22 protein-coding genes are annotated in these 22,453 nt (G+C 54.9%); 3 read left to right on the top strand and 19 right to left on the bottom strand.

Going from position 1 to position 22,453, the window contains the following annotated elements; genetic code table 11:
* The first annotated feature begins 13 nt into the window (after window positions 1-13).
* Window positions 14-649: a TetR family copper-responsive transcriptional repressor ComR gene (gene comR, locus CSE01S_RS02200; RefSeq protein ID WP_042283677.1), complete on the top strand. Its 636-nt coding sequence runs from the start codon at window positions 14-16 to the stop codon at window positions 647-649.
* Window positions 650-880: 231 nt separating this feature from the next.
* The gene (locus CSE01S_RS02205; RefSeq protein WP_042283680.1) at window positions 881-3,070 is read left to right on the top strand and encodes a TonB-dependent siderophore receptor; all 2,190 of its coding nucleotides are present in this window, start codon (window positions 881-883) and stop codon (window positions 3,068-3,070) included.
* Window positions 3,071-3,127: 57 nt separating this feature from the next.
* Here CSE01S_RS02205 and CSE01S_RS02210 read toward each other — a convergent pair whose 3' ends face one another.
* From CSE01S_RS02210 to hinT, 8 genes are all read right to left on the bottom strand, one after another.
* A complete protein-coding gene (locus CSE01S_RS02210) occupies window positions 3,128-3,667 on the bottom strand; it encodes a glycine zipper 2TM domain-containing protein (RefSeq protein WP_060571338.1) in 540 nt (179 codons plus the stop codon).
* 201 nt (window positions 3,668-3,868) lie between these two features.
* Window positions 3,869-5,173, bottom strand: coding sequence for an NADH-quinone dehydrogenase (gene ndh / locus CSE01S_RS02215; protein WP_042283686.1), 1,305 nt, complete (start codon window positions 5,171-5,173; stop codon window positions 3,869-3,871).
* Between the two features lie 248 nt (window positions 5,174-5,421).
* Window positions 5,422-5,964: an alpha/beta hydrolase YcfP gene (gene ycfP / locus CSE01S_RS02220; RefSeq protein ID WP_042283688.1), complete on the bottom strand. Its 543-nt coding sequence runs from the start codon at window positions 5,962-5,964 to the stop codon at window positions 5,422-5,424.
* Window positions 5,965-5,985: 21 nt separating this feature from the next.
* Window positions 5,986-7,011 (bottom strand): beta-N-acetylhexosaminidase, encoded by a 1,026-nt coding sequence (gene nagZ, locus CSE01S_RS02225; protein WP_042283690.1) that lies wholly within the window; start codon window positions 7,009-7,011, stop codon window positions 5,986-5,988.
* Between the two features lie 10 nt (window positions 7,012-7,021).
* Entirely contained in the window at window positions 7,022-7,846 is an 825-nt protein-coding gene (gene thiK, locus CSE01S_RS02230; protein WP_042283693.1) for a thiamine kinase, read from the bottom strand.
* Window positions 7,827-8,471, bottom strand: a complete 645-nt coding sequence (gene lpoB / locus CSE01S_RS02235) for a penicillin-binding protein activator LpoB (RefSeq protein WP_042283696.1) — start codon at window positions 8,469-8,471, stop codon at window positions 7,827-7,829. The genes thiK and lpoB overlap by 20 nt, the downstream gene beginning before the upstream one ends.
* A 10-nt stretch (window positions 8,472-8,481) precedes the next feature.
* Window positions 8,482-8,856: a YcfL family putative periplasmic lipoprotein gene (locus tag CSE01S_RS02240; protein ID WP_042283698.1), complete on the bottom strand. Its 375-nt coding sequence runs from the start codon at window positions 8,854-8,856 to the stop codon at window positions 8,482-8,484.
* 2 nt (window positions 8,857-8,858) lie between these two features.
* A complete protein-coding gene (hinT, locus tag CSE01S_RS02245) occupies window positions 8,859-9,218 on the bottom strand; it encodes a purine nucleoside phosphoramidase (RefSeq protein WP_042283701.1) in 360 nt (119 codons plus the stop codon).
* Window positions 9,219-9,566: 348 nt separating this feature from the next.
* Between hinT and fhuE the strand changes: the two genes are divergently transcribed.
* Window positions 9,567-11,762 carry a ferric-rhodotorulic acid/ferric-coprogen receptor FhuE gene (fhuE, locus tag CSE01S_RS02250; protein WP_042283704.1) on the top strand — a complete coding sequence of 732 codons (2,196 nt, stop codon included), beginning with the start codon at window positions 9,567-9,569 and terminating at the stop codon, window positions 11,760-11,762.
* Between the two features lie 98 nt (window positions 11,763-11,860).
* On the opposite strand, the gene ptsG is transcribed toward fhuE, so the two are convergent.
* From ptsG to fabH, 11 genes are all read right to left on the bottom strand, one after another.
* A complete protein-coding gene (gene ptsG, locus CSE01S_RS02255) occupies window positions 11,861-13,294 on the bottom strand; it encodes a PTS glucose transporter subunit IIBC (protein WP_042283707.1) in 1,434 nt (477 codons plus the stop codon).
* 293 nt (window positions 13,295-13,587) lie between these two features.
* Complete coding sequence (locus CSE01S_RS02260; protein ID WP_042283710.1) at window positions 13,588-14,385, bottom strand: metal-dependent hydrolase; 798 nt, start codon at window positions 14,383-14,385, stop codon at window positions 13,588-13,590.
* 10 nt (window positions 14,386-14,395) lie between these two features.
* Window positions 14,396-15,400, bottom strand: coding sequence for a DNA polymerase III subunit delta' (gene holB, locus CSE01S_RS02265; protein ID WP_042283712.1), 1,005 nt, complete (start codon window positions 15,398-15,400; stop codon window positions 14,396-14,398).
* On the bottom strand, window positions 15,397-16,038 hold the full coding sequence (gene tmk / locus CSE01S_RS02270) for a dTMP kinase (RefSeq protein WP_042283713.1): 642 nt from the start codon (window positions 16,036-16,038) through the stop codon (window positions 15,397-15,399). The genes holB and tmk overlap by 4 nt, the downstream gene beginning before the upstream one ends.
* Entirely contained in the window at window positions 16,028-17,050 is a 1,023-nt protein-coding gene (gene yceG, locus CSE01S_RS02275) for a cell division protein YceG (protein ID WP_042283716.1), read from the bottom strand. Before yceG ends, tmk begins: the two co-directional genes overlap by 11 nt.
* Window positions 17,051-17,052: 2 nt before the next feature.
* Entirely contained in the window at window positions 17,053-17,862 is an 810-nt protein-coding gene (gene pabC, locus CSE01S_RS02280; RefSeq protein ID WP_042283718.1) for an aminodeoxychorismate lyase, read from the bottom strand.
* Window positions 17,863-17,978: 116 nt separating this feature from the next.
* Window positions 17,979-19,220, bottom strand: coding sequence for a beta-ketoacyl-ACP synthase II (gene fabF, locus CSE01S_RS02285; RefSeq protein WP_042283721.1), 1,242 nt, complete (start codon window positions 19,218-19,220; stop codon window positions 17,979-17,981).
* A gap of 85 nt (window positions 19,221-19,305) precedes the next feature.
* On the bottom strand, window positions 19,306-19,542 hold the full coding sequence (gene acpP, locus CSE01S_RS02290; protein WP_000103754.1) for an acyl carrier protein: 237 nt from the start codon (window positions 19,540-19,542) through the stop codon (window positions 19,306-19,308).
* A 200-nt stretch (window positions 19,543-19,742) separates the two neighbouring features.
* A complete protein-coding gene (gene fabG / locus CSE01S_RS02295) occupies window positions 19,743-20,477 on the bottom strand; it encodes a 3-oxoacyl-ACP reductase FabG (RefSeq protein WP_042283724.1) in 735 nt (244 codons plus the stop codon).
* 12 nt (window positions 20,478-20,489) lie between these two features.
* The gene (fabD, locus tag CSE01S_RS02300) at window positions 20,490-21,419 is read right to left on the bottom strand and encodes an ACP S-malonyltransferase (protein ID WP_042283726.1); all 930 of its coding nucleotides are present in this window, start codon (window positions 21,417-21,419) and stop codon (window positions 20,490-20,492) included.
* A gap of 15 nt (window positions 21,420-21,434) precedes the next feature.
* Window positions 21,435-22,388, bottom strand: a complete 954-nt coding sequence (fabH, locus tag CSE01S_RS02305; RefSeq protein ID WP_042283728.1) for a beta-ketoacyl-ACP synthase III — start codon at window positions 22,386-22,388, stop codon at window positions 21,435-21,437.
* Window positions 22,389-22,453 lie beyond the last annotated feature (65 nt).

The raw sequence follows: 22,453 nt of genomic DNA on the forward strand, positions 1-22,453 counted from the left end.
GTACACCGGCATCATGACAACTGACTCGACAGGTTGTGTAAAAAAAAGCCGTGGCCGACCAAAAGTGTTCGACAGGGAAGCCGCGCTTGATAAGGCCATGACACTCTTCTGGCAGCACGGTTATGAGGCGACGTCGCTCTCTGATCTTGTTGAAGCGACAGGGGCGAAAGCCCCCACGCTGTATGCAGAATTCACCAATAAAGAAGGACTGTTTCGCGCGGTGCTCGACAGGTACATCGCCCGTTTCGCCGCAAAGCATGAAGCGCAGCTATTTTGCGAAGAAAAAAGCGTGGAGGCCGCGCTGGAAGATTACTTCACCGCCGTGGCGACCTGTTTTACCAGTAAAGACACCCCGGCGGGTTGTTTTATGATCAACACTTCCGCGACGCTTTCTGCCGCGTCACGGGATATTGCGCATACGGTGAAATCACGCCACGCCATGCAGGAGCAAACGTTGACCCGTTTCCTGCAACAGCGCCAGATGCGCGCAGAGATCCCGACGCAGTGCAACGTACAGCACCTTGCCGAATACCTGAACTGCATCTTACAGGGGATGTCGATCAGCGCCCGCGAAGGCGCGTCGTTTGACACACTGATGCAGATCACCCGTACCACTCTTCGCCTTTGGCCCGAGCTGTTAAAAGCCTGATTGATCCTGCTGACCGGGGAATGCGTTTCCCGGTCCTTCTCTCACCTTTCCCCTACAATCAGTAATGTTTTCACCGGGTTAGACTCAAATTTCTTAAAATATTATTTGATAATAGAAACCATTATCAGCAATATTCGCATTTGATTTTCTATCTGTTTCACAATGTAACAGCCGGAGCCTGCCCGGCAAGAAGAACACCACTTTTACAGATATTTTCAGAAGGGAATGCGAATGAATAAGCGTCTTTGGGTGCTCAACCCAGTCCTGCTTGCGTTAACCCTGCCTGCAACGGCAGCGACGCAAACAGAAGAAGAAAACCTCATCGTCAGCGCTAACCGGAGTCAAAAAACGGTGGCGGAAATGGCGCAGACCACCTGGGTGATCGAGGGTCAGGAAATTGAACAACAGGTTCAGGGCGGCAAAGAGTTTAAAGATGTGCTGGCGCAGTTGATCCCCGGTATTGATGTCAGCAGCCAGGGACGAACCAACTATGGTATGAATATGCGCGGGCGCGCGCTGGTCGTGCTGATTGATGGCGTACGCCTTAACTCTTCGCGTACCGACAGCCGACAGCTGGACGCCATCGATCCGTTCAACATTGCCCACATTGAAGTGATTTCCGGCGCGACGTCGCTCTATGGCGGCGGCAGTACTGGCGGCCTGATCAACATCGTGACCAAAAAAGGCCAGCCGGAACGCGAAGTGGAACTAGAACTGGGTGCTAAATCGGGCTTCAATAACAGTAACGATCGTGACGAGCGCGTTGCCGCCGCGGTCAGCGGTGGGACGGATCGCGCCTCTGGCCGTCTCTCTGTCGCCTGGCAGCGCTTCGGCGGCTGGTACGATGGCAACGGCGATGCGCTAATGCTCGACAATACGCAAACCGGCTTGCAGCACTCCGATCGTCTGGATGTGATGGGTACGGGCACAATTGAGATTGACGACAACCGTCAGCTACAGCTGGTGACCCAATATTATAAAAGCCAGGGCGATGACGACTACGGCCTGTATCTGGGCGAAAATATGTCTGCCGTCACTGGTGACGGTAAAGCCAGCACCCGTAGCGGACTCAGTGCCGATCGCATCCCCGGAACAGAGCGTCATCTGATTAGCCTGCAATATTCAGACGCCGACTTCTTCGGTCAAAATTTGGTCAGCCAAATTTATTACCGTGATGAATCGCTGAAATTTTATCCCTTCCCGTCGCTGACCAGGGGCCAGGTCACCAGCTTTTCTGCCTCGCAGCAGGACACCGATCAGTACGGCGCCAAAATTACCCTCAACAGTCAGTTGATGGATAACTGGGAACTGACCTGGGGTGTCGATGCGGATCACGAGACCTTCGACGCTAATCAGAAATTTTTCGACCTCGCATGGTCGCTTCCCTCCGGCGGCATGGACAACCGTACGGCCTATACCACCGGACGTTACCCCGGCTACAGCATCACTAATTTCGCGCCGTTCCTGCAAAGCAGTTATGACATCAACGATATTTTCACCCTGAGCGGCGGCATCCGCTATCAATGGACTGAAAACCGGGTTGATGATTTCATCGGCTACGCGCAGCAGCAGGGGATCGCCAATGGGCTGGCGAGTTCTGCCGATGCGATACCGGGCGGCAAAACCGATTACGATAACGTCCTGTTCAACGCCGGGCTGCTTGCGCATCTGACCGAACGCCAGCAGGCGTGGTTCAACTTTTCCCAAGGCGTCGAATTGCCGGATCCGGGGAAATACTACGGTAACGGCACCTATCAGTTGGTAGGCGATCATTACCAGCTTCAGCGCAGCGTAAACGTCGCTGACTCGCGTCTGGAAGGGATCAAAGTCAACTCCTATGAACTGGGATGGCGCTATACCGGCGACAGTCTGCGTACGCAACTGGCGGCCTATTACTCTACCTCCGACAAATCCATTGTGATTAACCGCAGCGATATGACCATTCGCGTGGAACCTGACGACCGCCGGATTTACGGCGTGGAAGGCGCTGTGGACTATTTCATTCCTGACAGCGACTGGAGCCTCGGCGCAAACTTCAACGTACTGAAGTCTGAAGTGAAGCAAAACGGGAAATGGGAAAAATGGGATGTGACGCTGGCCTCGCCGTCAAAAGCCACCGCCTGGGTGGGTTGGGCGCCAGAGCCGTGGTCATTGCGGGTGCAAACCCAACAGTCTTTCGATCTGACGGATGCCAGCGGTAATAAGCTGGATGGATACAATACCGTTGACGTTATCAGCAGTTATCAGCTCCCGCTGGGTAAACTGACCTTCAGCATCGAAAACCTGCTGGATGAAGACTACACCACCCTCTGGGGACAGCGCGCGCCGCTGCTGTACAGCCCAACCTACGGCAGCCCATCGCAGTATGAATACAAGGGCCGCGGGCGGACCTTTGGCCTGAACTACGCGTTAACTTTCTGATAAAAAAAGCCCCTCAGCCTGAGCGAATGAGGGGCTAATCAGCAGAGTACAGCTTTTTTATGCTTTGTTATTCAGAATCAACTGGCCGTTGTTATCCAGCGGAATTTGTGTACCCGGATCTTTATCCATCCGGATTTTGCCCTGCTGATCGCCGATCTTGTAGGTCACGTCGTAGCCGAGCATTTTTTCCGATTTGTCATAGACGGTTTTGCAACGCTGCTGCGTAGAGGTGTAGGTGTCGTTTTCCTGCATTGATCCCTGGATCTGGTTACCCGCGTAACCACCGCCCAGCGCCCCGACAACAGTGGCGACATCTTTACCACGGCCCCCGCCAAACTGATGACCAATCACTCCGCCAGCCACTGCGCCAAGAACAGAACCGGCGATGCGGTTTTCATCCTGGACAGGTCTGCGGTGGGTCACCGTGACGTTACGGCACTCCTGACGTGGGGTCTTAATGGTTTCTTTGATAGGTGTTGCAGAAACCACTTGCGCATACTGCGGGCCGCGATCAAAGACGTTCAGACTGGCCACCGCCGCCACGCCCAGCGCAGCAGCTACGCCAATCCCTATACCCGCCAACATTGATTTATTCACGGGAAATCCTCCTTCTTTGCTATTGGTAACAATATTGCAACTAAAGCAAGCAGAAGCCCATCAGATTGCGGATGAAAATATCGTGGGTTGACCTTAAAACAGCATGATTCAGAGAACTCTGAGGAGAGCGACAGGAATATTCAGTGTGCAGAACGGCGCAGACGCTCAGCGCCGCCATTGGCGACGCTGAGCGGAAGGTAATTAATGCAGCTTCAGACGCGGACGGATAACGCGGTTAATACTGCCCACCAGCATCATCAACCCGGTTTTGAAGTAACCGTGCAGTGCAATCTGGTGCATCCTGTACAAAGAGATGTACACGAAGCGGGCAATGCGCCCCTCGATCATCATCGAACCTTTGGTCAGGTTCCCCATCAGACTGCCAACGGTAGAAAAGTTAGACAACGAAACCAGCGAGCCATGGTCTTTATACTGGTATGCCTTCAGCGGTTTACCGTTCATTTGCGCCAGAATGTTATTCATCGCGCAGGTCGCCATCTGATGCGCAGCCTGGGCGCGCGGTGGAACAAATCCGCCTTCCGGACGCGCGCAGGAAGCACAGTCGCCAATCGCATACACGTCAGGATCGCGGGTGGTTTGCAGCGTGGGCTCCACCACCAGTTGATTAATACGGTTGGTTTCGAGACCGCCGATCTCCTTCATGAAGTCCGGCGCTTTAATCCCTGCCGCCCAGACCATCAGGTCGGCTTCAATGTATTCGCCGTCTTTCGTGTGTAAACCGCCCGCGTCGGCGCTGGTCACCATTGTCTGGGTCAGTACGCGGACGCCCAGTTTGCTCAGTTCATTATGCGCCGCGCCAGAAATGCGTGGCGGCAGCGCAGGCAGGATGCGCTCGCCCGCTTCCACCAGCGTGACGTTCAGCGCTTCGTTGGTCAGCCCTTTGTAGCCATAGCTGTGCAATTGTTTCACTGCGTTATGCAGTTCAGCCGAAAGCTCAACGCCGGTTGCCCCACCGCCGACAATGGCGATATTCACCTTGCCGTTCGCGCCCAGGTTCGCGGAGTATTTCAGGAACAGGTTGAGCATTTCCTGATGGAAACGGCGCGCCTGATGCGGGTTGTCGAGGAAGATGCAGTGCTCTTTCACGCCCGGCGTGTTGAAATCGTTAGAAGTACTGCCCAGCGCCATCACCAGCGTGTCGTATGCGATTTTGCGCTCCGGCACCAACAGTTCGCCTTTCTCGTCGCGCAGTTCGGCAATGGTAATTGTTTTGGCCTCGCGATCGATATCCATTACCGACCCCAACTGGAACTGGAAGCCGTGATTCCGCGCGTGCGCCAGGTAGCTCAGCGCATCCACGCCTTCATCAAGTGACCCCGTCGCCACTTCGTGCAGCAGGGGTTTCCACAGATGGCTATGGTTTCTGTCAACCAGCGTAATCTTCGCTTTTTTCTTGCGGCCCAGTTTGTGCCCCAGTTGCGTAGCCATTTCCAGCCCGCCAGCACCCCCACCGACAATCACGATCTTTTTCAATGGTGTAGTCAACGCGACCCCCTTAAATGATTAACCAATTGTTAATTAAAAGTTATTAACATAGCCTTTAATTAACAACAGGTTACGACAATGAAAATGTTCTTCGAGAGTGAGAATAACACATGCGGTGCATTGGTCATACCAAAATTGATGTGCATCAAGTTTTGATGCTGAAAAGATAGACACCTTCTGCCATTTCGCCAAAAAAAAAACCAGCCCGAAGGCTGGCGGTCAGGACGCGCATACGCAGTGGTTGACGGTCAACCCAGCGTTTTGAACGCTTTGATTCGCTGCAGATGGGGGGAAATATTCTTGAACTTATGCGTCTGTTCTTCATCCCATACAATTTCGTAAAAATGGTGCAGTTCTTCAGAAGAGCGCTGACTGTCAAGCGCTTCGTCATGACGGGAAAGAATCACCAGGCAGCGGTCGCGGTTCTTTTCACGGAAGTTCGTCACGCATTTGGTGGCGATATCGGCGTATTCTTCCGGGCGGTCGATTTTGCCTTCCATGTTCTCATACGGGAACAGGTTCGGATTAAACACCACCTGACGGATGTCGCACAGAAAGCCGATGCGTTCGGCCCAGTAGCCTCCCAGACCCACACCGCAAATCAGCGGACGATCGTCAACGTTAAGCTGCAACATTTTGTCCACTTCCTTCAGCAGATGTTGCATGTCATGTTTCGGATGCCGCGTGCTGTAGCTGATCAGCCTGACGTCCGGGTCGATAAACTGCAACTGCAACACTTTTTCGTGGTTACCCGGGCTGTTAGAGTCAAAACCGTGTAAATAGATAATCATCGCACCCTCACCAAACTTGCGTTAATGACCTGCTTTTTCTTCCTGCCAGCGTTCGTGTAACTGGTTGAGCTGCGCGCTGACCTGTTTCCAGCGTGCCGAGTCCATCAGTTCCTGACGAGAAAATGAACCTTTATGATACAAACGTGTAACACGTTCTGCTTTGATCGGCGACAGATTATCCAGCACGCTGACCGCACCTTTACGATTATTGCAGACCAGGATCATATCGCAACCTGCATCCAGCGACGCCTGGCCGCGCTCGGCATAGCTGCCCATGATCGCCGCCCCTTCCATCGAGAGATCGTCGGAGAAAATCACCCCGTCAAAACCCAGCTCCTGACGCAGGACCGTTTTCAGCCAGTGCGACGAGCCGCTTGCCGGACGCGGATCAACCTCGCTGTAAATCACATGCGCAGGCATAATCGCATCAAGTTTGTTGTCGGTAATCAGCGAACGGAACACGGACATATCTTTAGCGCGAATTTCCGCTTCCGGGCGCGGATCGGTCGGCGTCTCTTTATGCGAATCGGCGGTCACCGCGCCATGACCCGGAAAATGTTTACCGGTGGTTTTCATGCCCGCGGCATGCATCCCGTCGATAAAGCGCGTCGCCATCGCCAGCGCTTTTGCCGGATCGGCATGATAGGATCGCTCGCCAATCGCGGCGCTGATATGCCCGACATCAAGTACCGGCGCAAAACTGATGTCGATATCCATTGCTATCATTTCGCTGGCCATCAGCCAGCCTGCGTCTTCCGCCAGTTTGCCGCCCTCTTCCATCCCGTGTAGCGCGGCAAAAGACTGAGCGGCAGGCAGTCGGGTAAAGCCTTCGCGAAAGCGCTGTACGCGGCCGCCTTCCTGATCCACCGCCACCACCAGATGATTGCGCGACGCCGCGCGGATCTGGCGCACCAGTTCGCGCAGCTGCGCCGGATCGTGATAATTACGCGTGAAGAGGATCAAACCACCGACCAGCGGATGGGCCAAAATTTCCCGTTCTTCCGCATCCAGTTCAAACCCTTCGACATCCAACATAACTGGACCCACACTGCTCTCCTTAATCCTTCGTTAAAAGCTGCCGCCAGGTTGCGTCGGCCAGCCCGATAAAGTGTTGTTCGCCGGTCTGTCGCCAGCGGTATTCATACCAACCTGCCTTCAGCATCTGTACCCACGGATCCCAGCGTCGGACCTGCTGCCACAGGCTTTCCGGCGACATATTGCCGCGCACCGCATAGTCGTTCACCAGTTGCCGGCGCCGGGCCACATCGTCCACCCACACCGCCGCCAGCTCAAGCGCGATATCGCCGTCCCCGGCGTACTCCCAGTCGATTAACTTCAGCCCCGACTCAGTGTGTACGATGTTCCCGGCGTGGACATCCATGTGCAGTGGCGCCAGACGCAGCGGTTGTGGCTCCCCTTGCTGACGCAAACGTTTTAACCGCCTCAGCCAGCGCGGCGTTCTGCGTGATGGATCGCTGCCTCGCCAGTACTGTTCAAGCAGCGGCAGAAGGTGAATACGCCAACCGAATCGCGGCTGCTGATGCAGATGATACAGCAAGCCCGCGAGGTCGTCGGTATCCGGCAATTGCGATCTTACCTCGCCGCGCAGATAGTCCACCGCCATCCAGCCGGGAATATACAGGCGCGGCTTCGGCGCAAGACGTTCAGGTAGGCGATTAAGCGCACGGTACTGGCGCAAAAATGGGTATCCGCGCGCATCGGGATCGTGATGGCGGCGAAGCACCAGACGCGTTTCGGCGCGGGCCAGGATAACGCTCCCGCCGCTGAGACCGGTCTGACCGTCAGCAACGGGGCGGTAATGCGGAAAGAAGCGCGACAAGACCTCGTCGCGCGACAGCGCGTTATTGTTGCTGAACGGCACCTTTACCTGACCAGATTATCTCGCCAGTTTGTACCAGCATTAATTGCATTTGCAGCGATGGCGCATTGACGTTGCCGGCGGCGCTGGAATACAGCACATAGTGCGCGCCAACGTTGCGGGCAATACCAATGGCTTTACTGCGCGTTCCCAGGCTGTCCTGCGGAGAAAGGCCTAACTGCTGTTTCGCCATCGACAACTGCTGGGCGGAGACCAGCGTAAACTTGCCGTTGTTAGCCAGCGCGTTGCGCAGGGTTTCCGTGGCGTCGCTCGCGTTCAACGACCCGTTTGTCCGGTTGTTGACGCTGTCCACCAGCAGCACGCTGCCCGAGGTTACGCCATCGGCCTGCAGCATTTTAGCCACCATCGGCTGCATGGCGCCATTCCAGTCGTAGTGACGAACGCGGGGCGCAGGCGCCGCCGTCTGATCTTCATGCTCAATTGGACCAGGCTGACCCGGGATTTCCGGCACAGAAGGTACGACAGGCGCAGGCTGCTGAGGCTGCGCGGGCTGCTCCGGCACCGGTTTGACTTCTTCCACTGGCGCAGGCTCACGCTGCGCCACACAGCCGGAAAGCACTATCGCCAGCCCGGCTAACAGTGCATAGCGACTCAATTTACTCTTCAAGATTCACCCCTTACAAAAAAAGATAAAGTCTGACTTTGTGCGCCCCCAGATAATTGGCGCTGCCATAAAGCGTGACCGACGAACGCGCCGGAACTGTCACGCTGCGTGGCGCTTCCAGAGGATGCATTTCTAATCCTCTGGCGTCATACCAGTAAAAACGATAATGAACGGTAACGGGCTCTTGCCTTTCGTTGTACAGCACTGAAGACGCGGAAGGCTGAAGATCAGAGGTCCTCAACGACGGCGGCTGCGCCGTGATCCCCGCAGCCAGCAGCGTTGATTCCATCACCAGAGACTGCTCGTCGCTGACCGGTATTTCAGGATGCGAACGACACCCCGCCAGCAGCAGCAGTCCCAGCGAAAGCGCAAGGCATCCTTTTTTCATCATTACAGCCCTTTATGCGCAAGCATAGGCCCCAGCGCGCGGCCCCCCAGCAGGTGCATGTGGATGTGATACACCTCCTGGCCGCCGTGACGGTTAGTATTCATAATCAGGCGATAGCCATCTTCTGCGATGCCTTCCTGCGCAGCAATTTTCGCCGCTACGGTGATCATCCGTCCCAGCGCCTGTTCATGCTCGGCAGTGACATCATTGACCGTCGGGATCAGAATATTGGGGATAATCAGGATGTGGGTGGGCGCCTGCGGTGAGATATCCCGGAATGCGGTAACCAGTTCATCCTGGTAAACAATGTCTGACGGGATTTCACGACGAATAATTTTGCTGAATATAGTTTCTTCTGCCACGACGTTTTCCTTTTCTTAAAATTGCCATGCGTGATGCCATGCTACGCTGAGCCACACTGCCAGTATAGAGTATGATCGACTTAAAGCCGCTCTTTCAACCTTAAGCCACGATTTCTTAAGCAAAAAACGCGCATCGCCGTACAGGTTCTCTGCTTTCCCCTCCCCGCGACGTCTAAAAGTTCTGAAACAAGATTTCAGAAAGCCTGTAACCTCTGTTTACACAGTGAATATGAATGCGTATATTTCGCATTTGCATTTTCATGCGCAATGATAAGCCAGACAATAAAAAAGGGTTCATCGCCGCCCCGCGCAGCCTGAATCACTATCTTCACTATTAAGGGTTTTCTCATGTCTTTCATCACACACCGCAGGGACGAACAGCGCCAACCTGCCGCAACCCCATCGTTGCTGGCAGCCTGTATCGCAGTGGCAATGATGCCCTCCGCAAGTTTCGCAGCTTCCGTTACCGAAGATACCGTCATTGTGGACGGTTCCGTCCCGGACATTTCTGATGCCAGCGATGAACACGATTACAGCGTAAAAACCACCAACGCCGCCACGAAAATGGCAATGACGCAGCGCGATATTCCGCAATCGGTAAGCATCGTCAGCCAGCAGCGTATGGAAGACCAACAACTGCACACTCTCGGTGACGTGATGGATAACACGCTGGGAATTAGCCGAAGCCAGGCGGATTCAGACCGCAGCAGCTATTATTCGCGCGGGTTTGAGATCGACAATTATATGGTCGACGGTATTCCTACGTACTTTGAATCGCGCTGGAACCTCGGTGACGCGTTGTCCGACACCGCGCTTTTTGAACGCGTGGAAGTGGTGCGCGGCGCCAACGGTCTGATGACAGGAACCGGCAACCCGTCGGCCTCCATCAATATGATCCGCAAGCATGCCACCCGTCGGGAGTTTACGGGAGATGTTTCTGCGGAATACGGCAGTTGGAATAAACAGCGTTACGTGATGGATCTGCAAAGTCCGCTTACGGATGACGGAAATGTTCGCGCGCGCGTCGTGGCCGGTTATCAAAATAATGACTCATGGCTGGATCGCTACACTAGCGAAAAAACCTTCTTCTCCGGTATTCTCGACGCGGATTTGGGCGAGACCACCAGCCTGGCGGCAGGTTATGAATATCAAAAAATCGATGTGAACAGCCCGACATGGGGCGGCCTGCCGCGCTGGAACACCGACGGCAGCAAAAATAGCTATGATCGCGCCCGTAGCACAGCGCCGGACTGGGCTTACAACGATAAAGAGATCAACAAGGTTTTCGTCACACTCAAGCAGCGCTTTGCCGATACCTGGCAGGCAACAATGAATGCCACTCACTCTGAAGTGAAATTCGACAGTAAGACAATGTATATCGATGCGTTAGTCAATAAAGCCGACGGTACGCTGGTTGGCCCTTACGCCAGCTATGGCCCCGGTTTTGACTACGTAGGCGGTACCGGCTGGAACAGCGGTAAGCGTAAGGTCGACGCGGTAGATCTGTTTGCCGACGGCGGCTACGACCTGTTTGGTCGTCAGCATAACCTGATGTTCGGTGGTAGCTACAGTAAGCAAAATAACCGCTATTTCAGTTCGTGGGCGAATGTTTTCCCGGACGAAATTGGCAATTTCGCTGACTTCGACGGTCATTTCCCACAAACACAATGGACGCCGCAGTCGCTGGCCCAGGATGACACCACGCATATGAAGTCGTTGTATGCCGCGACCCGTGTTTCTCTGGCTGACCCGCTGCATCTGATCCTCGGCGCGCGCTACACTAACTGGCGTATCGACACCCTGACCTACAGCATGGAGAAAAACCATACCACGCCGTATGCCGGTCTGGTTTATGACATCAACGATAACTGGTCCACCTATGCCAGCTACACATCGATCTTCCAGCCGCAGAACAAGCGCGACAGCTCGGGTAAATACCTTTCCCCCATCACCGGAAATAACTATGAGGTGGGCCTGAAATCTGACTGGATGAATAGCCGTCTGACCACCACCCTGTCTCTGTTCCGCATCGAGCAGGACAACCTTGCTCAGTCCACCGGTTCACCTATCGCCGGTAGCAACGGAGAGACCGCGTATAAAGCCGCGAACGGCACCGTCAGCAAAGGGGTTGAATTTGAGATCAACGGCGCGATCACCGATAACTGGCAGATGACCTTTGGCGCAACGCGCTACCTCGCTGACGATAACGAAGGTAATGCGGTGAATCCGTATCTGCCGCGCACGTCGGTCAAACTGTTCACCCGTTATCGCCTGCCGGCGATGCCAGAACTGACCGTTGGCGGCGGCGTTAACTGGCAGAACCGCGTCTACAGCGATACCGTCACGCCATACGGCACTTTCCGTGCGGAACAGGGCAGCTACGCGCTGGTGGATCTTTTCACCCGCTACCAGGTGACCAAAAACTTTTCGTTGCAGGGTAACGTGAACAATCTGTTTGATAAAACCTACGACACCAACATCGAAGGGTCTATCGTGTACGGCGAACCGCGTAACGTGAGCATCACCGCCACGTATCAGTTCTGATATAGCTGCCGGACCCTGTTCGGCTTTTCATACGCACCGTTCAGGATGTAAAAAAGGCAGCCATGCGGCTGCCTTAGTTCTCCCCAACGTCTTACTGCTTAGCTGTTACGGATATATTCATCCATTTCCGTTTTCAGGTTATCGGATTTTGTACCGAAAATCGCCTGAACGCCAGAACCCGCAACAACCACGCCTGCCGCACCCAGTTTCTTCAGGCCAGCCTGATCCACTTTCGCGACGTCAGCCACGCTGACACGCAGACGGGTAATACACGCGTCCAGGTTGGTGATGTTTTCTTTACCACCAAATGCCGCCACCAGTGCCGGAGCCATTTCGCTGGTCGCGCCCGCTTTCGCGTCGTCAGTGCTGTCTTCACGACCCGGCGTTTTCAGGTCCAGCGCCTTGATCAGAACGCGGAAGACGGTGTAGTAAACGATCGCATAACCTGCGCCGACAATCGGGAACAGCCACAGTTTGCTGCTGTTACCGGACAGGACGATAAAATCGATCAGACCGTGCGAGAAGGAAGTACCGTCACGCATACCCAGCAGGATACAGATTGGGAACGCCAGACCGGCCAGGATCGCGTGGATAATGTACAGGATCGGCGCAACGAACATGAAGGAGAACTCGATCGGCTCGGTGATACCGGTCAGGAACGAGGTCAGCGCTGCGGAGATCATGATACCGCCCACTTTCGCGCGGTTTTCCGGTTTAGCCGAGTGCCAGATGGCGATAGCCGCCGCCGGCAGACCATACATTTTGAACAGGAAGCCGCCGGACAGTTTGCCCGCCGTCGGGTCGCCCGCCATATAGCGAGGAATGTCGCCGTGGAAGACCTGACCTGCCGCGTTGGTGTATTCGCCGATCTGCATCTGGAAAGGAACGTTCCAGATATGGTGCAGACCAAACGGCACCAGGCAACGCTCAATGAAGCCGTAGATACCGAACGCCACAACCGGGTTCTGGTAAGCCGCCCACTGCGAGAACGTCTGGATAGCCGTACCGATAGGCGGCCAGATAAAGGAGAGGATCACGCCGGTAAAGATTGCCGCCAGGCCGGAGATGATTGGCACAAAGCGCTTACCAGCAAAGAAGCCAAGATACTCAGGCAGCTTGATGCGGTAGAAACGGTTGAACATGTACGCCGCAATCGCACCGGAGATAATCCCCCCGAGAACACCGGTATCCGCAAGGTGTTTTGCTGCGATCTCTTCAGCCGGTAAATGCAGAACCAGCGGCGCAACCACGGCCATGGTTTTCACCATGATGCCATAGGCAACCACCGCCGCCAGAGCAGACACGCCGTCGTTGTTGGTAAAACCAAGCGCGACACCGATAGCGAAAATAAGCGGCATGTTTGCAAAAACAGAACCGCCTGCTTCTGCCATGACATGCGAGACAACGGCTGGCAGCCAGCTGAAGTTTGCGGAACCGACGCCCAGCAGGATACCTGCGATAGGCAATACGGATACCGGCAGCATCAGCGATTTACCGACCTTTTGCAGGTTAGCAAATGCATTCTTAAACATAATTAGGAGTGCTCCTGAGTATTGGTGTTTTTCTACGTTTTCACGCATTAGCAAGGGGGGAGAGCCTCGCCGTGGACAGGGCATCTAAGCGCCCTTTATTTATTACACAGAGTAAAATAAATCAGCTTATTTTTGTTTGACGACCATCACGTTTCAACTCCGCCCGGTGCCATAAGTTGCACATTTTGACAAAAATCGTTTCATAATGTGTCAAGCTGTTCATTCACCGCCCAGTTTGTGGCGGTGAACTTTACTCGCTTTGCTGATTAATTACGAGCTTTAAAAAAACTCGCTTAAGAGGCGGATTGCAGGCGGGACGCGTCGATATGGAACAGGCGGGCAAAGTTATCGGTGGTGATTTGCGCCAGTTCTTCAACGGCAACACCCTTCAATACGGCCATGTATTCCGCAATATCACGTACCATTGCCGGCTGGTTCTCTTTGCCACGGTGCGGAACCGGAGCGAGATAAGGAGAATCCGTCTCCACCAACAGGCGATCCAACGGCACATAGCGTGCGGCATCGCGTAACTGCTCGGCGTTACGGAAGGTCACAATACCGGAAAAAGAGATATAAAAGCCTAAATCCAGTAATTTACCCGCCGTTTCTCTGTCTTCAGTAAAACAGTGTAGTACGCCACCGCAATCCGTCACCTTTTCATTACGCAGAATCGCCAGCGTGTCGGCGCGGGCGTCACGAGTGTGCACAATCACCGGTTTGTTCAGCTCACGGCCAATCTGAATATGATGAATAAATGACGCCTGCTGACGAACCTTCGTTTCGGGGGTGTAATAATAGTCCAGCCCGGTTTCCCCCATCGCCACAACGCCCTCTTCTGCCGCCAGTCGCCGCAGTTCTTCCACTTCGAACGGCTCATCCTGGTTAAGCGGATGTACGCCGCAGGAGAACACCACGTTATCGCGCTCACCCACCAGCTCGCGCATCGCGCGGTAGCCTGGCAGCGTGGTCGCCACCGCCAGACAGAACTTCACATCGCGTGCGGCGGCTTTCGTCAGCACATCGTCCACGTCCTTATGCAGAGATTGATAATCCAGGCCATCAAGATGGCAGTGCGAGTCGACTAAAAACATAATGTCTCTCTTAAAGATGGGAAACTGGCAACACGGCGCCAGGTTGCAGGTAATGCTCAATTTGTAAAAGGAGATCGGTTAAGACCAGTTCACGGTTTATTGCCGTCATACTGAGCAACTGTTCACGGCAATGGCAGACGGCGCTCAGGATCGCCTGGATCCGGTTTGTAGACAACTGCCCGGCAAGCATTGCCACCAGCTCTCCGGCATCCGCATTGGTTAACCATGTCGCCCCATGCTGGCGCTTCAGCGCATCCATCAGCAGGGTCGCCAGCCAGTGTAGTCTCGCGGGCGCATGCTCATGATTCAACACCGGCAGCAGGCTGTACCAGTCACCGCCGGGCACGCTGCCTGAAAGCGCCTGGCACAGCGCTTCGCGTTGCGCCCAACCGTCGGATTGCAGTAATGCCAGCGCCGCGCCCGGCGAGCCTGCGCTCAGGCGCAGCGCGGTCAACAGCGACGTTTGTGACACCGTCACTTCTCGCGCGAGCCACGTGATCGCATAGTTTTCCGCAGGTGGCGCAAGGTGATGCAAACGACAGCGGCTGCGCAACGTCGCCAGAAGACGCGCAGGTTCCCGCGTAGCAAGAAAGAACCACGTTTGCTCAGGCGGTTCCTCCAGGGTTTTAAGCAAGGCGTTCGCCGCGGCATCGGTCAACAGCGCCGCGTCGGGGATCCACACCACTTTCGCCCCGCCAAGACGCGCCCGCTCGTAGAGTTTCTCCCCCACTTCGCGAACCGCGTCGATGCCCAGCACGTTTTTCCCTTTTTCCGGAAACAGGGAATAATAGTCCGGATGCGTGCCCGCCTGCATCAGCTGGCAGCCACGGCAGTGGCCGCAGCTTTTATGACCGTCCGGCTGCTGACAGAGCAGAAATCGGCTGAGCGCGTAGATCAGGGCATCATCGCCCATTCCCGGCAGTGCCTGGATCAGTAGCGCATGGTGACCCCGTCCTTCCTGATAGCTTGCTACCAGTTTTTCAAAGTCCGGTCGTAACCATGGATACCATTTCATGCGCCCTGCTCCTTCACCCACCCGGTCACAGTGGTACGAATAGCATTCATTACAACGTCCAGCGGCTGCGTCGCATCAATCGTGCGAATGCTTGCATCCTGGGCCGCCAACTCCAGATAGCGGGCGCGGGTGCGATTAAAAAAGTCAAAAGACTCCTGCTCAATACGGTCCAGCTCGCCGCGCGCGCGCGCGCGTTTCAGCCCAACTTCAGGCGTAACATCCAGATAAAGCGTCAAATCCGGCCGGAAATCGCCGAGTACTGCGTCACGCAGTGTGGCAAGCATCTGCTGATCGATACCGCGTCCGCCGCCCTGGTACGCCTGGGTGGAAAGATCGTGACGGTCGCCAATCACCCACGTCCCTTTTGCCAGCGCGGGTTTAATGACCGTTTCCACAAGCTGGACGCGCGCTGCATAAAACATCAGCACTTCGGCTTTGTCGGTGATGATCTCATCGCCGACAGATTTGATGTCCAGCACCAGACTGCGCAGTTTTTCCGCCAGTTGCGTGCCGCCCGGCTCGCGGGTAAAAACCATGTCGCGGATGCCGAGCTGTTCGAGCGTCTCAACCACGATATTTCTCGCGGTCGTTTTACCGGCGCCTTCCAGCCCCTCGATGACGATATACTTACTGCGCATTTTTTTCCTTAAGCACTTTCAGGTAGTCCTGCACAGACCGGTTATGGCTGGCAAGATTGGTATTAAACGTATGGCCCCCTTTGCCGTCGGCGACAAAATAGAGATACGGCGTTTTGGCCGGATGCGCCGCCGCCTTCAGCGAGGCTTCGCCCGGCATGGCGATCGGTCCTGGCGGCAGCCCGGTGATGGTATAGGTGTTATAGGCCGTCGGGGTTTCCAGATCTGCACGTGAGATCTTGCCATTATAGCGCTCACCCATCCCGTAAATCACCGTAGGATCGGTCTGCAGTCGCATTCCGACGCGCAGTCGGTTGATAAATACCGACGCAACCTGATCGCGTTCGCTGGCAACCGCCGTCTCTTTTTCGATGATCGAGGCCATGGTGACCAGTTGATTCTGATCTTTATACGGTAACCCCTCCGCGCGGCCTTCCCAAACCTCATTAACCACTTTCACCATTTTTTGACGCGCGCGCTTAAGCAAGGCCACATCGGTTGTGTTGGCGGTGTACATCCAGGTATCAGGCCAGAACCAGCCTTCGAGACCGTCGGTTTCTTTCAGTTCGAGCGCCTTCGCCACGCTCGCGTAGCTATCGTCGGTCAGGGTATGCTTAACATAAGGCGCATCGCGCAACTGTTTGAGATAGTCGCTAAGCCGCATCCCTTCCACAAAACGCAGCGGAAATTGTGCCTCTTTTCCGCTTTCCAGCAGTTGCAGCATCTCCCGCACGGTCATTCCTGGCGTTAAGCGATACGTGCCCGCTTTGAAGTGCGAAAGCGCCGGTTCAACGCGCAGCAGCCACTGAAATACCCGGGGGCGGTTCACAACCCGGTCGGCATACAGTTGCTCACCGAGCGCCAGACGACCCGTTCCCGGTTTGAGGGTAAAAATGGTTTCTTCTTTAATCAGGATCTTGCTGTCCGCCAGTTGGCGAACCTTCCACAAGCCCACTCCCCCAGCAATGCCTAATACCACACCCAATAAGAGGACAGCGTATAACAATTTTTTCATGACTAATTCGGATACTCACACAGTGGGGCCAGGAATTCATAGAGCGCGCGTGAAGAGAACGGCACAGCGTCAAAAGCGCAGACAGGAATAACCGGCATCAGCGCGTTACAAACCACGATTTCGTCAGCGCGGCGGACATCTTCTTCACGGGCACTGGTTTCGACAACCCGAAAAGACGATTGTGCCAGTTGCTGCAAACAGAATTGTCGCATTATGCCGTTGACACCTGCCAGATCGAGACGCGGTGTATAGACCACATTGTCTTTTCGCCAGAACACATTAGCCGCACAGCATTCCGTAACCCAACCTTCGCTGTCAAGAACCAGCGCCTCATCCGCCTCCGTCTGCTCAAGATGAGAACGAATCAGGACCTGTTCAAGACGGTTAAGATGTTTGATCCCGGCAAGCAGCGGGTTGCGACCAAGACGAACCGGGCTGAGAGTTAGCGTGATTCCTCGATTTCGCCAGTCATCGAAATGCGTCGGATACGGCGAAACGGACAGAATCCGGGTAGGCTGCGAGCAGTTTGCCGCGCTGTAGCCTCGACCGCCGCTGCCGCGGCTGATGATCACCTTCAGCACGCCACGTGAATGCCCCATGGCAAGCGTGTTCATTTCACGCTCAAGCTCATCCCAGAACTCAAAGGCGATCAGCAGTTTATTACAGGCATCCTGCAAACGCCGGAGATGCGCAGCCAGATGGCAAAGCTGACCGTCTAAAATACGTACGGTAGTAAAGCAGCCATCGCCAAACTGTATTGCGCGATCGCTTGCAGCAAGCGATTCCTGTTCACGACCATTTATCAAGAACATAGTGGCTCCTCATCGGTGGCCCGTTAGTGTGGCAGGATGACGAGTGCAGGACAAGGGAAGAAAACGCAATAAAAAAGGCCCGACGAGCGGACCTTTAAGCAACAACGGACAGGCGGTTAGATCTTTTTGAAGATCAAAGAACCGTTCGTGCCGCCAAAACCGAAGGAGTTACACAGCGCATACTCCATTCCACTGACCTGACGCGCTTCGTGCGGAACGAAGTCCAGATCGCAACCCTCATCCGGATTATCCAGGTTAATGGTTGGCGGAACAGCCTGATCGCGCAGCGCCAGGATGGAGTAGATGGATTCTACCGCGCCTGCCGCACCCAACAAGTGACCGGTCATGGATTTGGTAGAGCTGACCATCACACGGCTTGCCGCTTCGCCAAAGACAGACTTAACCGCCTGCGCTTCAGCTTTATCGCCTGCCGGGGTAGAGGTCCCGTGCGCGTTGACATAGCCAATCTGGCCCGGTTCAATCGCCGCATCACGCAGTGCGTTGACCATCGCCAGCGCCGCGCCTGCGCCATTTTCCGGCGGCGACGTCATATGGTATGCATCGCTGCTCATCCCGAAGCCAACGACTTCAGCATAAATTTTCGCGCCGCGTTTTTTCGCATGTTCATACTCTTCGAGTACAACCATCCCGGCACCGTCGCCGAGCACAAAACCGTCACGCTCTTTATCCCACGGACGGCTTGCCGCTTGCGGGTTGTCGTTACGTGTGGACAACGCACGCGCTGCGCCAAAGCCCCCCACGCCCAGCGGCGTACTGGCTTTTTCAGCACCGCCCGCAACCATCGCGTCCGCGTCGCCGTAAGCAATGATACGTGCGGCATGACCGATGTTGTGTACGCCTGAGGTACAGGCGGTTGCGATAGAAATGCTTGGCCCACGCAGGCCATACATGATGGTCAGGTGGCCTGCCACCATGTTAACAATCGTCGACGGAACGAAGAATGGGCTGATTTTACGCGGTCCACCGTTCACCAGAGAACTGTGGTTTTCCTCAATCAGACCGAGACCACCGATACCGGAACCAATAGCGGCGCCAATACGGGTTGCGTTCTCTTCCGTTACTTCAAGGCCAGAATCCTGCATGGCCTGGACGCCAGCGACAATTCCATATTGAATGAAGGCATCCATCTTGCGCTGTTCTTTACGCGAGATGATGTCATCACAGTTAAAATCCTTTACTAAGCCAGCAAATTTCGTTGCATAGGCGCTAGTATCGAAATGGTCGATCAGGCTGATGCCACTCTGACCGGCAAGGAGAGCTTTCCAGGTAGACTCTACGGTATTGCCGACAGGAGACAACATGCCCAGTCCGGTCACAACTACACGACGCTTAGACACGGTTGTCCTCCAGGGAGGGAAAAAAATTCTAGTGGGACAAAAAGATAAAACTCAGGCGGTCGAATGACCGCCTGGAGATGTTCACTTACGCCTGGTGGCCGTTGATGTAATCAATGGCAGCCTGAACGGTGGTGATTTTCTCAGCTTCTTCGTCCGGAATCTCAGTATCAAACTCTTCTTCCAGAGCCATTACCAGCTCAACGGTGTCAAGAGAATCTGCGCCCAGGTCTTCAACGAAAGAAGCATTGTTGGTAACTTCTTCCTGCTTAACGCCCAGCTGTTCGCCGATAATTTTCTTAACGCGTTCTTCGATAGTGCTCATACTCTTAAATTTCCTATCAAAACTCGCTTTCGCGATGGTTTTCGTAGTGTATAAAATGTTGAAAAATTTGCAACTAAATCCCGGCAGGTCTTACCACGATTTTACGCTATTTTGCGGCTTTTCACCCAAATAACGCAAATATTTTTCTACGCATTTTCCTTCAGACTGCTCCAGCCTGGCCGAATTTGCGTAGCTCGTGGTCAAACCATATACATTCCGCCATTGACGTGCAGGGTTTCACCAGTGATGTAACCCGCCTCGTCAGAAGCTAAAAATGCAACCGCGCTGGCAATTTCTTTTGGATCGCCTAAACGACCCGCAGGTACTGCCGCCAGCGTACCCGCACGCTGCTCATCGGTCAGCGCACGCGTCATGTCCGTTTCAATAAAGCCCGGAGCAACAACGTTTACAGTAATGCCGCGTGACGCAACTTCGCGCGCCAGCGATTTACTGAAGCCAATCAGACCTGCTTTCGCCGCAGCGTAATTGGTCTGACCCGCATTTCCCATGGTACCAACCACAGAACCGACAGTGATAATACGTCCATGACGCTTTTTCATCATAGCGCGCATTACCGCTTTTGACAGGCGGAAAACAGATGAAAGATTGGTTTCGAGAATATCGTTCCACTCATCATCTTTCATTCGCATCAGCAGATTGTCGCGAGTGATACCGGCATTATTGACCAGGATATCGACTTCACCAAATTCTGCGCGAATTTTTTCCAGAACGGATTCGATAGATGCAGGATCGGTCACGTTCAACATCAGACCTTTGCCTTTCGCACCTAAGTAATCGCTAATGGCCTGAGCGCCATTTTCGCTGGTCGCTGTACCGATAACGGTCGCGCCACGGGCAACGAGCGTCTCTGCAATAGCGCGGCCAATACCGCGACTTGCACCGGTAACCAGCGCGATTTTTCCTTCAAAACTCATGGTTTTCCTCTTTTATTGCTCAAGCGCCGCAGATACCGCCGCCGGTTCATTCAGCGCCGAGGCGGTCAGGGTATCGACAATGCGTTTCGTCAGACCGGTGAGGACTTTACCCGGACCGACTTCGTAAAGGTGTTCCACGCCCTGCGCGGCCATAAACTCAACGCTACGGGTCCACTGAACCGGGCTGTACAGCTGGCGAACCAGCGCATCACGAATCGCGTCAGCCTCGGTTTCACATTTCACATCCACGTTGTTCACTACCGGCACTGTCGGCGCGCTGAAGGTGATTTTCGCTAATTCAACGGCCAGTTTTTCCGCAGCGGGTTTCATCAACGCGCAGTGCGACGGTACGCTTACCGGTAGCGGCAACGCACGTTTCGCGCCGGCAGCTTTACACGCGGCGCCCGCGCGCTCTACCGCCTCTTTGTGCCCGGCGATAACCACCTGTCCCGGCGAGTTAAAATTCACTGGCGAAACTACCTGGCCTTCCGCCGCGTCTTCGCAGGCTTTAGCGATGGAAGCATCATCCAGACCGATAATAGCAGACATGCCGCCTGTGCCTTCCGGTACCGCTTCCTGCATAAATTTACCACGCAGTTCCACGAGACGCACCGCATCAGCAAAATTGATGACGCCCGCGCACACCAGCGCAGAGTATTCACCCAGGCTATGACCCGCCATCAGCGCAGGCGCTTTACCGCCCTGCTGCTGCCAGACGCGGTACAGTGCGACAGACGCCGCTAACAGCGCAGGCTGAGTCTGCCAGGTTTTGTTCAATTCTTCCGCTGGCCCCTGTTGAGTCAGCGCCCACAGGTCGTAGCCCAGCGCCGCTGAAGCTTCAGCAAACGTTTCTTCTATAACCGGATAGCTTGCCGCCATATCGGCCAGCATCCCAACGGTCTGCGAACCCTGTCCAGGGAACACAAATGCGAATTGCGTCATGTTTAAATCCTTATACTAGAAACGAACCAGCGCGGAGCCCCAGGTGAAACCACCGCCGAAGGCTTCAAGCAGAACCAGTTGCCCGGCTTTGATACGTCCGTCGCGCACGGCTTCATCCAGCGCGCACGGTACGGAAGCCGCAGACGTGTTGCCGTGACGGTCCAGCGTGACCACAACGTTGTCCATCGACATACCCAGTTTCTTCGCCGTCGCGCTGATAATACGCAGGTTAGCCTGGTGAGGAACCAGCCAGTCGAGCTGCGAACGGTCCAGGTTGTTGGCCGCCAGCGTCTCGTCAACGATATGCGCCAGCTCGGTTACCGCCACTTTGAACACTTCGTTACCCGCCATCGTCAGGTGAATCGGGTTGTCCGGATTCACACGATCGGCATTCGGCAGCGTCAGTAATTCACCGTAGCTGCCATCCGCATGTAGATGGGTGGAGATAATGCCCGGCTCTTCGGATGCGCCGAGCACAACCGCGCCTGCGCCATCGCCAAAAATAATAATAGTGCCGCGATCGGTCGGATCGCAGGTGCGAGCCAGCACGTCGGACCCGACGACCAGCGCATAGTCAACGGCGCCGGATTTCACGTACATATCGGCCACGCTGAGCGCATAGGTGAAGCCCGCACAGGCCGCCGCGACGTCAAACGCCGGGCATCCTTTAATGCCCAGCATGCTCTGGATCTGGCATGCCGCGCTGGGGAAAGCATGAGTTGCTGAGGTGGTCGCCACCACTATCAAGCCAATCTGATCTTTATCAATGCCCGCCATTTCCAGCGCCCGCTGCGCTGCGGTGTATCCCATCGTTGAGACGGTTTCATCCGGGGCGGCAATATGGCGCTCACGGATACCTGTGCGAGTGACAATCCACTCGTCAGAGGTATCGACCATTTTTTCCAGATCGGCGTTAGTCCGCACGTGTTCAGGCAGATAGCTGCCAGTACCAATAATCTTCGTATACATGTACGCTCAGTCACTTTTTGGTTATATACCGCGGATCAACAACGACGAAGAGGCCGGGCGCGTTA

The organism is Citrobacter sedlakii NBRC 105722 (assembly GCF_000759835.1).
GTDB classification, from domain to species: Bacteria; Pseudomonadota; Gammaproteobacteria; order Enterobacterales; family Enterobacteriaceae; genus Citrobacter_A; species Citrobacter_A sedlakii.

Bases quoted from the DNA above. Each gene is read 5' to 3' on its own strand.
- pabC (WP_042283718.1), bottom strand. From the start codon at position 17,862: ATGTTCTTGATAAATGGTCGTGAACAGGAATCGCTTGCTGCAAGCGAT.
- fhuE (WP_042283704.1), top strand. From the start codon at position 9,567: ATGTCTTTCATCACACACCGCAGGGACGAACAGCGCCAACCTGCCGCA.
- fabH (WP_042283728.1), bottom strand. From the start codon at position 22,388: ATGTATACGAAGATTATTGGTACTGGCAGCTATCTGCCTGAACACGTG.
- acpP (WP_000103754.1), bottom strand. From the start codon at position 19,542: ATGAGCACTATCGAAGAACGCGTTAAGAAAATTATCGGCGAACAGCTG.
- yceG (WP_042283716.1), bottom strand. From the start codon at position 17,050: ATGAAAAAATTGTTATACGCTGTCCTCTTATTGGGTGTGGTATTAGGC.
- comR (WP_042283677.1), top strand. From the start codon at position 14: ATGACAACTGACTCGACAGGTTGTGTAAAAAAAAGCCGTGGCCGACCA.
- fabD (WP_042283726.1), bottom strand. From the start codon at position 21,419: ATGACGCAATTCGCATTTGTGTTCCCTGGACAGGGTTCGCAGACCGTT.
- CSE01S_RS02260 (WP_042283710.1), bottom strand. From the start codon at position 14,385: ATGTTTTTAGTCGACTCGCACTGCCATCTTGATGGCCTGGATTATCAA.
- fabG (WP_042283724.1), bottom strand. From the start codon at position 20,477: ATGAGTTTTGAAGGAAAAATCGCGCTGGTTACCGGTGCAAGTCGCGGT.
- holB (WP_042283712.1), bottom strand. From the start codon at position 15,400: ATGAAATGGTATCCATGGTTACGACCGGACTTTGAAAAACTGGTAGCA.
- CSE01S_RS02240 (WP_042283698.1), bottom strand. From the start codon at position 8,856: ATGAAAAAAGGATGCCTTGCGCTTTCGCTGGGACTGCTGCTGCTGGCG.
- ptsG (WP_042283707.1), bottom strand. From the start codon at position 13,294: ATGTTTAAGAATGCATTTGCTAACCTGCAAAAGGTCGGTAAATCGCTG.
- tmk (WP_042283713.1), bottom strand. From the start codon at position 16,038: ATGCGCAGTAAGTATATCGTCATCGAGGGGCTGGAAGGCGCCGGTAAA.
- CSE01S_RS02205 (WP_042283680.1), top strand. From the start codon at position 881: ATGAATAAGCGTCTTTGGGTGCTCAACCCAGTCCTGCTTGCGTTAACC.
- ycfP (WP_042283688.1), bottom strand. From the start codon at position 5,964: ATGATTATCTATTTACACGGTTTTGACTCTAACAGCCCGGGTAACCAC.